Below are 14,968 nucleotides of genomic sequence, written 5' to 3'. Positions count from 1 at the left end.
AAAAATACACACTAAGAAAGTATTTTAATGAAAAAAGAAGAAAAAATTACAGTAGGAATTTCTATAGGAGACTTAAACGGTATTGGGCCAGAAATCACATTAAAAGCATTTGAAGACTCTCGAATGCTTGATTTTTGTACGCCAGTTGTTTTTGCTTCAGTAAAAGTGATGTCCTTTTTTAAAAAACATTTCAATAGTAGTATAAACTTTCATGGTATAAATAATTTAGACCAAATAGTTGAAGGTAAAGTAAATGTCTTTAATACATGGAAAGATAATGTCAATATTGAGTTTGGTAAGGAAGACCCAAAAATTGGGCAATTTGCTATAAGGTCTTTAGAGACTGCTGCATCAGCACTTAAAAGTGATAAAATAAACGTTTTGGTTACAGCACCTATTAATAAACATAATATACAATCTGATAAGTTCAAATTTCCTGGACACACAGATTATCTTGCTAAAGTTATAGGTGGTAAAAGCCTCATGTTTATGGTAACTGATTCGTTAAAAGTAGGCTTGCTTACTGATCATGTTCCTGTAAAAGATGTGCCAAATCATATTACGCCACAACTTATCGAAGACAAAATACATACGGTTTATACCTCACTTAAAAAAGACTTCAGAATTAATAGGCCCAAAATTGCAGTTTTAGCAATAAACCCTCATGCAGGAGACAATGGTGTTATTGGAAATGAAGATGATAAAGTGCTTGGACCAACACTACAAAAAATTAAAGCATCAGGAAAATTGGTTTTTGGACCATATTCAGCCGATAGCTTTTTTGGTTCAGGCAACTATAAAGGGTTTGATGCTGTGGTAGCTTCCTATCATGATCAAGGATTAATTCCTTTTAAAACTATTGCCTTTGGAAATGGTGTAAACTTTACTGCTGGCTTAGCTAAAATAAGGACATCGCCAGATCATGGAACAGCTTATGAAATAGCAGGAAAAGGTATTGCAGACGAAAGTTCTTTTAAAGAAGCCATCTTTACAGCATTAAAAATATTTAAGAATAGAACTGAATATAACGAGCTTTCAAAAAACCCATTAAAAAAAGCGCCAAAAAAGATATAAACAAAAATTGTTTATAACATCGGCTACTTAATAAAAAATTTATATATTTGCAGGCTCAAAATGAATGTGGATATGAAGTTGTTAAAAGAGTATACAATCCCTTTTGTAGGATTAAAGCTAGGGAAACATCATTTTGATTATCAAATTGATAAAAAGTTCTTTGAGCATTTTGAGTATGATGAGTTTAATGATGTTAACGTAAAAGCAGAATTGCTTTTTGAAAAAAAAACAACCTTTTTAGAATTACATTTTAAAATAAAAGGAGACGTTAACGTTAATTGTGATGTGTCAAATGAGCCTTATAACCAAAAGGTAAAAGGTACTTTTGATTTAGTTGTAAAGTTTGGCGAAGAGTATAATGACGAGCATTTAGATGTGCTTATTATTCCTCATGGCGAATACGAAATCAATGTTTCACAATACATCTATGAACTAATAGTATTATCAGTTCCAGCAAAAAGGGTTCACCCAGGAGTTGAAGATGGTACACTAGAGTCAGAAATGCTTAAAAAGTTAGAAGAATTAAGCCCTAAAGCTGAAGAAAATAAAACCCAATCAGAGGAAATTGATCCTCGTTGGAATACATTAAAAAAACTATTAACGGATAAATAATATAGAAAATGGCACATCCTAAGAGAAAGATTTCTAAAACTAGAAGAGATAAAAGGAGAACACATTATAAGGCATCAGTGCCTCATATTGCAACATGCCCTACAACAGGAGAAGCTCATCTTTACCATAGAGCTCACTGGCACGAAGGTAAATTGTATTACAGAGGTCAAGTACTTATAGATAATTCTGAAAAAGAAGAAAATTTAGCATAACTATTATGCGCGCATACAATAAAACGCTCTAAACAGAGCGTTTTTTTTATGATTAATTTTTGAAAGTCTTAAAAACAACTTAATTTGCATAATATTTGACCAAAAAAGTGGTGATTTTATACAAAAGTTACTTGTTTTTGACACTTTTACCACCTTTTTTGAGATAACTAATTAATAAGCAATGAGTAAAATCACAGCAGCAATAACAGCTGTAGGAGCTTTTGTGCCTGAGTTTGTACTATCAAATAAAGTCTTAGAGACTATGGTAGACACAAATGATGAATGGATAACAACCAGAACAGGTATAAAAGAACGCAGAATACTTAAAAAAGAAGGCGAAGGCACTTCTTACCTTGCAGTTAAAGCAGCAGAAAACTTAATAGAAAAAAAGCAAATCGATCCTAAAGAAATCGATTTGGTAATTGTTGCTACAGCTACACCAGATATGCCTGTAGCATCTACAGCAGTTTATACAGCCACTAAAATAGGAGCTACCAATGCCTTTGCATACGATTTGCAGGCTGCATGCTCAAGTTTTCTTTACGGTTTGTCAACAGCATCTAGCTATATAGAATCAGGAAGATATAAAAAAGTGCTACTTATAGGAGCAGATAAAATGTCTTCAATTATAGACTATACTGATAGAGCAACATGTATTATTTTTGGTGATGGAGCAGGAGCTGTGCTTTTAGAGCCTAATACTGAAGGCTTAGGTTTTCAAGATGAATACTTAAGAAGTGATGGCTCAGGAAGAGAGTTTCTTAAAATAGAAGCAGGAGGTTCAATATTGCCTCCAAATGAAGATACTGTAAAAAACAAACAACATTTTGTACACCAAGATGGTAGAACAGTGTTTAAGTTTGCTGTATCTAATATGGCTGATGTTTGCGAAAAAATAATGCAAAGAAACAACCTAACACATGATGATGTGTCTTGGTTAGTGCCACATCAAGCTAATATGCGAATCATAGACGCTACAGCAAGTAGAATGAATTTAGAAGATTCTAAAGTACTTAAAAACATTCATAGATATGGTAATACAACATCTGCAACATTACCATTACTATTAAGTGATTTCGAAGACAAACTAAAAAAAGGAGACAATTTAATTTTTGCTGCTTTTGGAGGTGGATTCACTTGGGGATCAATATATTTAAAATGGGCATATAATTCCTAACTAATAAAACCAATTTAATTAACTAATCTAATTTATTATGGATATAAAGGAAATTCAAAACTTAATCAAATTTGTTGCCAAGTCTGGAGCAAGCGAGGTTAAATTAGAAATGGACGATATAAAAATCACCATTAAAACAGGAAGTGACGATAAAGGAGAAGCAACAACCATTGTACAACAAATTCCAATGGCTCAAACACCAGTTGCTCAACCAGCAGCAGTTGCTGCAGCTGAAGTTGTAGCATCAACTCCTGTTGCACCAGCAGCTTCAAATGAAGATTCAAAATATGTAACTATAAAGTCTCCAATAATTGGAACATTTTACCGCAAGCCTTCACCAGACAAACCTGTTTTTGTTGAGGTAGGAAGCACTATTAAAGAAGGTGACGTATTGTGTGTTATTGAAGCGATGAAATTATTCAATGAAATTGAATCTGAAATTTCAGGAAAAATCGTAAAAGTACTAGTGGACGATGCATCACCAGTTGAGTTCGATCAACCATTATTTTTAGTAGATCCATCATAATTCGAAGTTTAAAGTTTACAGTTAAAAGTTCAAAACTATTTTAGCTAGAACTCTAAACACATAAACCATAAACTTTTAAACTCATCTAGTTATGTTTAAAAAAATACTGATAGCCAATAGAGGAGAAATAGCACTTCGTGTTATTAGAACCTGTAAAGAAATGGGCATTAAAACGGTAGCTGTTTACTCTACAGCAGATGCTGATAGTTTACATGTAAAGTTTGCTGACGAAGCCGTTTGTATTGGTCCTGCACCAAGTACAGAGTCTTACCTAAAAATGTCTAATATAATTGCCGCAGCCGAAATTACTAACGCTGACGCAATTCATCCAGGATACGGATTCTTATCTGAGAATGCTAAGTTTTCTAAAATCTGTGAAGAGCATAATATAAAATTTATTGGAGCCTCAGCTGAAATGATCTCTAAAATGGGAGATAAAGCAACAGCTAAAGCTACAATGAAAGCTGCAGGAGTACCATGTGTACCAGGTAGTGAAGGTATTATTGCCGATTTTGAAGAATGTGAAAAACTTGCAAAAGAAGTAGGTTACCCAGTAATGCTTAAAGCAACTGCTGGTGGTGGAGGAAAAGGAATGCGTGCTGTATGGAAACCAGAGAACCTTAAAGCAGCATGGGAATCGGCTAGACAAGAAAGTAAAGCAGCCTTTGGAAATGACGATATGTATATGGAAAAGCTTATTGAAGAGCCAAGACATATCGAAATACAAGTTGTTGGTGACTCTCGTGGAAAAGCATGTCATTTATCTGAAAGAGATTGCTCGGTACAACGTCGCCATCAAAAATTAACCGAAGAAGTACCATCGCCTTTTATGACTGATGCACTTCGTAAAAAAATGGGTGAAGCAGCTGTAAAAGCAGCAGAATTCATAAAATACGAAGGCGCAGGAACAGTAGAGTTTCTTGTAGATAAACACAGAAACTTCTATTTCATGGAAATGAATACTCGTATTCAAGTTGAGCACCCAATTACTGAACAAGTTATTGATTTCGATTTAATACGCGAACAAATTTTAGTAGCAGCAGGTGTGCCAATTTCTGGTAAAAACTACACGCCAAATCTACACTCAATTGAATGTAGAATTAATGCCGAAGATCCATTTAACGACTTTAGACCATCTCCAGGTAGAATAACTACATTACACGCTCCAGGAGGTCATGGTGTACGTTTAGATACTCATGTTTATGCAGGATATAGTATTCCGCCAAACTACGATTCTATGATCGCTAAGTTGATTACTACTGCTCAAACAAGAGAAGAAGCCATTAATAAAATGAAACGTGCTCTAGACGAGTTTGTTATTGAAGGTATTAAAACTACAATACCTTTCCACAGACAACTTATGGAACATCCTGATTATTTAGCAGGAAACTATACCACTAAGTTTATGGAAGATTTTGTAATGGAAAAACAAGTTGAAGAATAAATAATAGAACTCCGAATGAAAATTCGGAGTTTTTTTATGGTGTTCCTTTTGCTATTTCATGCGCAAAAGTCAGGCTATTCACTATATCTTTTTTCTTCGTTCCTCAAAAAAAGGATGCCGTTTCTATCCTTAACACAAGTCAAAAATACTACTAAAAAATAAGTACATTTACGGTAATAAACCTTTCGTCTTTTTGAATTTTAGTTACTGGGAAATAAAAACATGGTTAAGCACTATCGATTTTACTATTGTTGGTAGTGGTATTGTTGGTTTAAACTGTGCACTACACTTAAAAAATAAATACCCAAAAGCTAAAATTTTAATTTTAGAAAAAGGGATTTTACCTCAAGGCGCAAGTACTAAAAATGCAGGATTTGCTTGTTTTGGTAGCTTAAGCGAAATTCTAGATGATTTAAACACACATACAGAAGAAGAGGTAGTAAACCTTGTAAAAAAACGTATTGAAGGATTACGATTATTGCGAGAAAACTTATCTGATAAAGCGATAGATTATCAGCAATTGGGTGGTTATGAGCTTTTCTCTGAAACAGACCATGAATTATATGAAGATTGCTTGTCCAAGCGAGAATCAGTAAACAGCTTGTTAAACTCTATTTTTAAGGCTGATGTATTTGGTTTAAGAGGTAACGACTTTAAGTTTAAAAACATCAAAGACAAGTACGTTTTTAATCCGTTTGAAGGTCAAATAGACACTGGTTTAATGATGGAAGCTTTACTAGAAAAAGTGTTGCATAAAGGCATTAAAATACTTAACAACCTTACACTAGAAGCATTTGAGGAAGCAACTGCTTCGGTTCATCTAAAAACCAATGCATTTGAGTTTAAAACCAAAAAGCTAATAATAGCCACAAATGGTTTTGCGTCTCAATTATTAGATGAAGATGTAAAACCTGCAAGAGCCCAGATTTTAATTACAAAACCCATTGAAAACTTACCCATAAAAGGAACGTTTCATTTAGATAAAGGCTATTATTATTTCAGAAATATTGATAATAGAATCCTTTTTGGAGGTGGCCGACATCTTGATTTTAAAGGCGAAGAAACAACAGTATTTAATCAAACCAAATTAATTCAAGACCAACTAGAGCTGTTATTAAAAACCACCATTTTACCTCATACACCTTTTGAAATTGAACATAGATGGAGTGGTATTATGGGAGTTGGTAATCAAAAGAAAGCTATTGTTAAACAAGTGTCCAATAATGTATTTTGTGGTGTGCGTTTAGGAGGTATGGGAGTTGCAATAGGTAGTAGTATAGGTAGAGAATTATCAGAGTTAATTTAAGTGAGTATCAAGCAAGAACTATACAGTCAGTGTTTAAATTTTGTTGAAAACAGAATTGAAGCTATCAAACGTAACATAGAAGAAATTCAACAATCATTACTTTCTGAAACCAAAAGTAGTGCAGGAGATAAGCACGAAACAGGACGAGCTATGATTCAGTTAGAGCGAGAAAAAGCAGGTGAACAACTTAGAGAAGCTGAAGCTTTAAAAGAGGTTCTTTTTAAAGTAAATCCTTTAAGTACAACTTTAAAAATTACCTTAGGAAGTGTTGTTTACACTAGCGATTTAAATTATTTTATAGCAATAAGTACTGGTCAAATACGTATTAACGGAATAGCTTTTTTTGCAATTTCTCCACAAACACCAATAGGTCAAAAACTAACAGGGAAAAGGATAGGTGATGAGGTTGTTTTTAGAGATAAAACCTTTAAAATCAATAAGGTCGAGTGACAACTTCTAAACACACGTTTGCTCTTTTTTCTAGTTTGGTATGGTGGTTAAAAAATACCGAACTTCCATTGTATATAGCTTCAATTAAAACATGTGTTCCCTTAAAGTAAGACTGTTTTACGGTAACATTCAGCTTAGAGTTTTCAACCACTTTTAATTGATGTGCGTAGATAATTTGACCACCAATAGTATTAAACTCTCCAAAAAAAGAAGCAATTAAAGGTTCTTTAGGATTTTTAAAAAGAGCTTCAGGTGTGTTGTTTGCAACAATTTTTGAATCGTTTAAGACTAAAATTCGATCAGCATATCCTAAGACGTCTTCTTTATCATGTGTGGCAACAACGCAAGCAATGTTTTTTGCTTTTAAATAGTTAAAAAGATTTCGTCTTAGACTTTGTTTTTTAAAATTATCAATATGGCTAAAAGGTTCATCTAGCAACAATATTTCAGGTTGTTTTGCAATAGCTCTAGCTAACGCTACACGTTGTTTTTGACCTCCACTAAGCAGTTTTACTTTAGTTTTGGCAAAGTCATTTAATTCAACTACTTCAAGAAGTTCATTAACGCGTTCTTTTTTCTCTTCTGGAAAAAAATTAGATAGGAATGCGCCTATATTTTCTTCAACAGAAGTAAAAGGCATTAAATCGAATTCTTGCGATACATATTTCATAAAGGGATAGCCAACAACAAGATTATACTTAGGGCCTAAAATTTCGGTCGTATTCCAAAACAGCTGTCCTTTGGTGCAATCCAATTCTCCGTAAATAAGCTTCAGCAGTGTTGATTTACCTGAACCACTTTCGCCAATAATTGAGATATGTTCTCCTTTTTTAACAGTGAAGTCAATATCTTTAAGTATAAAATCTTTACTGTATTTAAATGAAATGTTCTTTACGCTTAGCATGCTGCAAAAATACCATAAAAAAATCGCTCATTTACTTGAGCGATTTTAGAAATTTTATATAAAAGTATGTTACTGTTTTATAAATTTTTGAGTTTTAATTGAATTTCCAGAAATGATTCTTAAAACATAATTTCCTGAACTTAAGTAGGATACATCTATGATTGAACCATCTAATTTAGCATTGCTAACACGTTTACCTGAGATATCGAAAATAGTGTAAATAGCACTTTCAAGGTTATCAGCAGGAAGAGAAATATTCAAAAAGTCTTTTGTAGGGTTAGGGTAGATAATTAAGTTATCTGTTAGCGTATCGTCCAACCCAAGAGTTTCTCCTTCAACAACAACTACACTAGTATTTATTGTTGGGTTTTCAACAATATCTATAATACCAGAAGGCCAATAAATAGTAATATTATTAATACTTGTTTGAGAGCCTAAACCAAAGTGAGTATTAAGTGTACTCATGTATTTAAAGCCTTCACCACTTCTTACGTCTCTTATTTGAGTACCAGAATCTGTATGAATTTCAACTCTGGCTCCAATACCATGAATATTGCTAACTGTACCTACAGTATTAATTGTTATCCAGTTGTTAGGTGTTGTATTGTTCCAGTATATGGTTTCGTTGTAGTAAGCATCTATAAAACCATCATTGTTTAAGTCTCCAAACGATCCGTTGGCGTAACTCAATTGCGCATTATCTATATCTTCAAATGTGAGGTCTCCTTTTCCATACATAATTGTACCATTACAAGCAATGTCTAAAAAACCATCATTGTCAAAATCATAACTTACGTTTTCATGACCAGTAGGAGCAGTACTTACACCTGCTCCAGAAGTTACATCGGTAAAAGTACCATTACCATTATTTCTCATTAACTTGTGACTTCCTGAACTTGCACCAACAAACACATCCATGTCTCCATCGTTATCATAATCTCCCCAAGTTGAAGACCATGTCTGCATTGGGTCGTCAAGTCCTAAGGCAGTAGCGTTTTCAGTAAAAGTGCCATCTCCATTATTGGTTAACATTTGATTGGTTCTTCTCGCAACTTCTCCTCCGCATTTAGCAATAAACATATCAATATCTCTATCGTTATCATAATCAATCCAGATAGAGCCATAATTACCACCAGATGAATAATCGCCTAATCCACCTTGGTTAAATGTTAGGTTGCCATTTCCATCGTTAATATAGAAAACGTTAGGAGCAACATCATGACAAACAAAAGCGTCGAGATGCCCATCGTTATTGATGTCAACAAAGTTTGTGCGTTGAGAAAATACGTCTTCAGGACCAGAGATTTCAGTAAAAGCAGTACCTGTATCATTTGCCTTCATAAAAGTAACTCCAAATGTATTTCCATAAACTAGGTCTGTATATCCATTAGCATCAAAGTCTGCTGCTGCCATACTCCACCCAGGCATAAAGTCAGCTTCAGGTGTCGGTAAATTAGCTTCATTAAAACCTCCAGTACTTAATTGGTAATGAATATTTACATTAGTATTTGATACAGAAACGATATCGTCTAAGAAGTCATTGTTCATGTCTACAACAGTTAAATCGTAACCAGAGGCAACATCTATTGGATCTTGAGTAAAGTTAACTCTAGATAATACAGGTGTAGTAAAGTTAACAGGACCTATCCAATTGCTATAATCTCCACCTCCACAATTTCCTCTAACATAAACTTCATAAGTTGTATTGTCTAATAGGCTACTAGCCTCATAAGGATTATTATAAGTTGTGCTTTCTCCTGAACCTGTTGGCACTCCTGTTCCAGCCAATTGAATAGCTATTTCCCAAGATGATTCTACATCACCTGCTTGCCAAAAAATATCTGCAGAATCATAAGAAACGTTACTCACACTAAGGTTAGTTATATTAGGACAAGCAGGAGGCATTTGAGAGTAAATGGTTGGTGAGGTAAGACAAAATCCCCAACCCCAAGAACTATTATCATTATAATGAATTCGATATTGAAAGTTTGCCAGTTGGTTGGCAGTAAAAGCTGAAATGTTTAAATGACCTGCATTTAAGGCTTCAGGTGGACCAGCACAAAAATTGCTGTTTGGCGCACCAGATGAATTAGAGGTAATAGGAGTTCCCCAACTAATCCAACTCGAAGCGTCATCGTCCCAATACTCTAAACTTAAAGATTCATCTTGATAAATACTAATAACGTAATTAGCGTCTACTAGTATCCATGTTTCCCCTGCATTATAAGCATTGGTTAGATTAATTACTGGAGAAACAGCAGCAATATTATTTATAGAGTTATCACCAGCTTCGTCTTCATCAAATGAAAATGTTGATGAATCTACTGTTGGGTTTTCTACAAAAATTAATGGATTACTATCATAGGTTCCTGATAGTGTCCAGTTGGTATTTGGCCAATTGGCTGATTGATTTAAAACTTGAGCACTTAAGCAGCTCGAAATTAAAAATAAAACTAGAGTAATTTTTTTCATATCATGATTAGTTTTAATTTATTGGCAATCTGTATTTAAGGAGTTTATCCATTCTTCTATTAATCTAACGCCTTCAACATGTTTTAAAGTTCTACCTAGTAAAGGCATTCTATATTGATCTTGCACAGAATTAATTCTAAAGTGTAGTATGGATTCGTTAAAGTTGTTTGGTGTTACTATTGTTGTTAGCCCTTCGACTTGCGTATCAGCATCAACACAAACACCCATGTTTTCTTGGTTGTCGTTTTCGTTAAAAGCAAAACGCATTGACCTGTACTCACAATAACTCTCGTCTGAGTGACAATGCGCACAGTTTATATCAATGTATGACCTAGCTCTAATTTCTAAAGGAAGCGACCCATCTTCCCAGTTAACAGTTGATACGATGTTGGAAGGTATGGTGTTTTCTAGGTAACCAACCTCAATCCACTTGTTTAATTGATTCTTTAAACCTTCGGAGTAATTGTATTCTTTATTTATATTTTGCGGTTTAGGACCAATAGGAAGTGGAGTTCCAAATTTGTTATGGCAAGTGAAACATTCATTTTTGGAGGGTATTCGGTAATTAACCGTTTTAAGTTGTGAGTTTTCTATCCACTCGATACTTTTAAAGCTGCCATCATCTGTAAAAGTCGCTTCGGTTTGTTCATCATTCCAAACATATTTTGCAAAATCCCAACCTTCATCAGTCATGTACATTAATCGGGTTTCAATAAGTACGGTTGTATTTGTTGGTTGAACATTTTCGTAATAAAAATTTTTAATCAGTACTGTACCAACAGGAAAATCGAAAGGACTGTGATCATTAACATATTGAGCAGAAACATTATTAGGCATCCATAAAAAACGTTTTTTATGAGCATAATCACTAAAAAGAGGAGAACTAAGATCGTAAGGAACAACTCCTGAACTAGGATTTAAGTCTTTTAAAGTTCCAGTAAAAAACCCATACTCCGATAAGTTTTGATAAGGTATTTCGTTAAGGTTGAAGCTTACGGTTGAGGCTGAAGTCACAGTAATAGATACAGTTTCAGTAACACAGATTGAAGAGTTTTCATTTTCACAAACTGTGTAAGTAAAGGTGTCTTGACCAGTAAAGTTTGGACTTGGAGTGTAAACCACAAGGTCATCTAAAATAGTTTGCGTGTTATTGTTTAAAATTTCCACAAAACCATTAGAAGCAGTAGTTATTGTTAAAAATCCTTGTTCGGGAATATAACCATCGTTTTCAAAAATAGCTATTTGAACAGAAACAGACTCTTGAGTTGAAGCAGTATCAAGACTTGTTTCAATTTCTCTTGAAACGTAATTATCGTCTGAACCACAAGAAAAGCAAACAAGTAATATTCCTAATAACAGAGCTTTTTTCAACATAAGTAAGAAAAGAAGCCTAATATAAGAAATATATCTGCTTAAAGCTAAAAGCTTTTAAAATATGATGTGTTTATTGTTAAATGGTTTAGTATTTGATAAATTTTTGGGTTTTAATTGATGCGCCATATACTACTCTTAAAATATAGTTTCCTGAATTTAAATGTGAAACATCAATAGAGTTTTGGCTAAGTTTAGCATTTACTACACGTTTGCCAGTAATATCAAAAATGGTGTAAAAGGCATCTGCTAAATTGTCTATTCTTCCTAAGTTTAAAATGTCTTTAGTTGGGTTTGGATAAAGAATTAAATCATTAACCATTGAATCTTCTAGTCCTAATGTATTAGCTCCTTCTACAATTGTAATACTTCCGTTAATTGAAGGGTTGTTAACTTGATCGATAATTCCTGATGGCCAATAAATTCTTATATAGTTTATAGAGCTATCTGTACCAATACCAAAATGTGTATTTAATGTACTCATGTGCCTAAAACCAGTTCCGCTTTGAACATCTCTAATTTGAGTTCCTAAAGCAGAATTAATTTCCACTCTAGCTCCAATACCATTAATATTACTATAACCACCAGCTTGATCTCCAATGGTAATAATTTTTATCCAGTTATTACTGTTGCCATCATTTACATAAACGCTATTAGTAAAGACATCTAAGAAACCATCATTGTTTATATCGCCAATTGAGCCACTAGGAGGACCACTATATACATTAAATTTTAATGTGCCATCACCAAACAAAATAGATCCATTTGAAAGCACATCTAAATACCCATCATTATCAAAATCACCTGCAACACACTCTATTCCTTGATTAGCGCTACTTATACCTGATCCTGCAGTAACATCAGTAAAAGTACCATCATTATTGTTGCGCATTATTTTATGGTCGTTTGCAGTACTTGAGCCAATGTAAATATCCATATCTCCATCGTTATCAAAATCACCCCAAGCCGAAGACCAAGTTTGCATTATATCGTCTAAACCAGCTACAGTTCCTACTTCGGTGTAAGTTCCATTTCCGTTGTTTCTGTACAACTGGTTTGTTCTTCTTTCGGTACTACCGCCACATTTAGCCATAAACATATCTATATCTCTGTCGTTATCATAATCGACCCAAATAGAACCATAGTTTCCACCCGAAGCATAATCTCCTAATCCATTAGTGTTTTCATAGATGAGATTATTAGAACCATCATTAATATAGGATACGCTAGGAGCCGTGTCATGACAAACAAATGCATCTAAATGACCATCATTATTAATATCAACAAAGTTTGAACGTTGTGAAAAAACATATTCAGGACCAGAGATTTCGGTATATGCAGTTCCTGTTGAGTTAGCTTTCATGAATGTTACACCAGAGTTCCCACCATATAAAAGATCATTGTACCCATTAGCGTCCCAATCTCCTGCAGCTAAACTCCAAGACGGTTTATAATCAGGATAAGAAGTAACTATTTTGGTTTTTTGAAATGCTCCTCCAGCTAATTGATAACGAATAAAGATATAAGGTTTTTCAACAGTTGTGTAAATAGGGTCACCTTCAATATCATATCCTGAAACGTAAGTTGAATCGGTATTAACGGCAACTAAATCGTCTAGAAAATCACCATTCATATCTACCATACCTCTTTTGTAAGAACCAGACATTCCAGAAGCCTGAGTTGTAAATGTAACAGGAACAGGAGGAGTTGGAGGATTTTCGGTTAATTCAAAGTCAAAGTCATTACTATCTGTATACTTGTTGTCCCAAACAATGTAGTACGTTTGATTTGCAGTTACCTCTACTGTTAACACAGATAAATACGAACCAGTATTTGTTCCTGTAAATGTACCTGAATCATCATCACCACCAACACAAGTTAAACTTCCACAGGTTCCTGTGTAAATGTGTAAGCGAGTGTCTTTATTTCCATTAACAGGAAGGTCAGAACTCACCGTAATTGAATAATCAGCAGTTGGCACATATTTAACCCACTCAGCAGCAGTAACACTTGAGCTACTACCTGTTATACAAAAATCACTTGGTTCATCGCCATCTATTGTTCCTACAGAGTAAGTTCCGGCAGTAATTGTTGGAGCATTAAACGCATCAGTACATGAGTTATAACTTTGAGCGTTTACTGAAACAGTAACAAAAAAGGCAAAGATTGATATTATTATAGGTTTCATAATTAAGTTATATAAGTAGTATTATTATTCACATATAGTATTTAGCGAGTTTATCCATTCTTCTATTAAGTCAACACCTTCTTTGTGTATTAGTGTTCTTCCTAATAGAGGCATTCTCAAGGATTCCTCTGTTGTATTTAATCTTGTTGGTATTACAGAGCGTTGTATGTTTCCTGGGCTTACAATATAAGTTAACGCAGGATCAATAACTGTATGAGGTTCAACACAAACGCCTAGGTTGGTAATATCTTCTGATTCATTAAAAGCAAATCTTACAGGTCTATAATCGCAGTGTCTATCGTCTGAATGGCAATGGGCACAATTAATGTCTAGATAAGATCTAACACGAAGCTCTAGAGGCTCGCTTTCATTACTCCAGTCAACAACAGAGTAGATGTTTTGAGGAACACTTCCTGTTAAATAACCCATTTCAATCCATTTTTGAAGTTGGTTTTTTGTGCCATCTTCATAAGAAAAACTTTTGTTTAAGTTTTGTGGTTTAGGACCTATTGGAATTGAAGTGTCACTAGATGATTTATGACAGGTTAAACATTCTGCTTCTGCAGGAATACGATAATTTACATTTCTTTCAATATTGTTTTCAGTAAAACTGAAAGCTTCAAAACTTCCGTTTAAATCAAAATTAGCTTCAGTTTGTTCTTCGTTCCATTTGTAATTTGCAAATACCCAACCTTCTTCCTTTAAAATCATTAACCTTGTTTCTAGAATTTTGGTTTGCGAACCAGGAGAAACAGTATCAAAATAGAAGTTTTTGATGAGAATTGTTCCAACAGGGAAGTTAAGAACAGAATGGTCATCAACATAGCTAGCACTTACATCTTCAGGCATCCAAACAAATCGTTTTTTGTGAGCATAATCTGAAAACAGAGGAGAAATTAAATCATAAGGTAAAACACCATAAACAGGGTTTAGGTTTGATAAGTCTCCTTCAAAGAAATTATATTCAGAAAGTGTTTGATAAGGAACAGACTCAATGTCAAAAACCACAGGAGACGTTTCAATAGGGTCTTCGTCTTGAGGCAAAGAAATGTAATTGTCGTCTTTGGCACATGAAAACTGTACCAAAACCAACATAATCAGACCGATACGCTGTAAGTAATTTTTTAGCATTTACAGTAAAATTTGGACACCTAAGATAACTATTCACGTAAAGCAAATAGAATTAATTAGTTGTACTACACGTTTTTACTGTTTATTTGAGTTAAAATGCT

13 protein-coding genes are annotated in these 14,968 nt (G+C 34.0%); 8 read left to right on the top strand and 5 right to left on the bottom strand.

Translation table 11 applies throughout. The annotated features are described in order from the left end of the window. Positions 1-27: 27 nt before the first annotated feature. The 8 genes from pdxA (at position 28) to ABD011_RS01575 (ending at position 6,801) form a co-directional block, all read left to right on the top strand. The gene (pdxA, locus tag ABD011_RS01610; protein ID WP_343795232.1) at positions 28-1,074 is read left to right on the top strand and encodes a 4-hydroxythreonine-4-phosphate dehydrogenase PdxA; all 1,047 of its coding nucleotides are present in this window, start codon (positions 28-30) and stop codon (positions 1,072-1,074) included. Positions 1,075-1,146: 72 nt separating this feature from the next. Beyond that, positions 1,147-1,686 carry a YceD family protein gene (locus ABD011_RS01605; RefSeq protein WP_129759834.1) on the top strand — a complete coding sequence of 180 codons (540 nt, stop codon included), beginning with the start codon at positions 1,147-1,149 and terminating at the stop codon, positions 1,684-1,686. A gap of 8 nt (positions 1,687-1,694) precedes the next feature. Continuing rightward, a complete protein-coding gene (gene rpmF, locus ABD011_RS01600) occupies positions 1,695-1,898 on the top strand; it encodes a 50S ribosomal protein L32 (RefSeq protein ID WP_129759835.1) in 204 nt (67 codons plus the stop codon). Between the two features lie 181 nt (positions 1,899-2,079). Then, positions 2,080-3,075 (top strand): beta-ketoacyl-ACP synthase III, encoded by a 996-nt coding sequence (locus ABD011_RS01595; RefSeq protein WP_343795229.1) that lies wholly within the window; start codon positions 2,080-2,082, stop codon positions 3,073-3,075. A 37-nt stretch (positions 3,076-3,112) separates the two neighbouring features. Beyond that, positions 3,113-3,601, top strand: coding sequence for an acetyl-CoA carboxylase biotin carboxyl carrier protein (gene accB / locus ABD011_RS01590; protein ID WP_131506428.1), 489 nt, complete (start codon positions 3,113-3,115; stop codon positions 3,599-3,601). Between the two features lie 91 nt (positions 3,602-3,692). Beyond that, on the top strand, positions 3,693-5,045 hold the full coding sequence (accC, locus tag ABD011_RS01585; protein ID WP_131506429.1) for an acetyl-CoA carboxylase biotin carboxylase subunit: 1,353 nt from the start codon (positions 3,693-3,695) through the stop codon (positions 5,043-5,045). 193 nt (positions 5,046-5,238) lie between these two features. Continuing rightward, a complete protein-coding gene (locus tag ABD011_RS01580; protein WP_343795226.1) occupies positions 5,239-6,351 on the top strand; it encodes an NAD(P)/FAD-dependent oxidoreductase in 1,113 nt (370 codons plus the stop codon). Then, positions 6,352-6,801 carry a 3-oxoacyl-ACP synthase gene (locus ABD011_RS01575; RefSeq protein WP_343795224.1) on the top strand — a complete coding sequence of 150 codons (450 nt, stop codon included), beginning with the start codon at positions 6,352-6,354 and terminating at the stop codon, positions 6,799-6,801. It abuts the gene before it with no gap. On the opposite strand, the gene ABD011_RS01570 is transcribed toward ABD011_RS01575, so the two are convergent. The 5 genes from ABD011_RS01570 to ABD011_RS01550 all read right to left on the bottom strand — a co-directional run bounded on the left by ABD011_RS01570 (position 6,785) and on the right by ABD011_RS01550 (position 14,867). Next, complete coding sequence (locus tag ABD011_RS01570; protein ID WP_343795222.1) at positions 6,785-7,705, bottom strand: ABC transporter ATP-binding protein; 921 nt, start codon at positions 7,703-7,705, stop codon at positions 6,785-6,787. The genes ABD011_RS01575 and ABD011_RS01570 overlap by 17 nt on opposite strands. Positions 7,706-7,774: 69 nt before the next feature. Continuing rightward, positions 7,775-10,177, bottom strand: a complete 2,403-nt coding sequence (locus ABD011_RS01565) for an FG-GAP-like repeat-containing protein (RefSeq protein WP_343795220.1) — start codon at positions 10,175-10,177, stop codon at positions 7,775-7,777. Between the two features lie 18 nt (positions 10,178-10,195). Next, a complete protein-coding gene (locus ABD011_RS01560) occupies positions 10,196-11,551 on the bottom strand; it encodes an Ig-like domain-containing protein (RefSeq protein WP_343795217.1) in 1,356 nt (451 codons plus the stop codon). 85 nt (positions 11,552-11,636) lie between these two features. Continuing rightward, positions 11,637-13,736, bottom strand: a complete 2,100-nt coding sequence (locus ABD011_RS01555; RefSeq protein WP_343795215.1) for an FG-GAP-like repeat-containing protein — start codon at positions 13,734-13,736, stop codon at positions 11,637-11,639. A gap of 24 nt (positions 13,737-13,760) precedes the next feature. Beyond that, positions 13,761-14,867 (bottom strand): hypothetical protein, encoded by a 1,107-nt coding sequence (locus ABD011_RS01550; protein WP_343795213.1) that lies wholly within the window; start codon positions 14,865-14,867, stop codon positions 13,761-13,763. Positions 14,868-14,968 lie beyond the last annotated feature (101 nt).

This window comes from Gaetbulibacter jejuensis (genome assembly GCF_039524015.1).
Lineage (GTDB): Bacteria > Bacteroidota > Bacteroidia > Flavobacteriales > Flavobacteriaceae > Gaetbulibacter_B > Gaetbulibacter_B jejuensis.
Note: the sequence above shows the minus strand (reverse complement) of the source record. Positions and strands in the feature narration are given on the sequence as shown.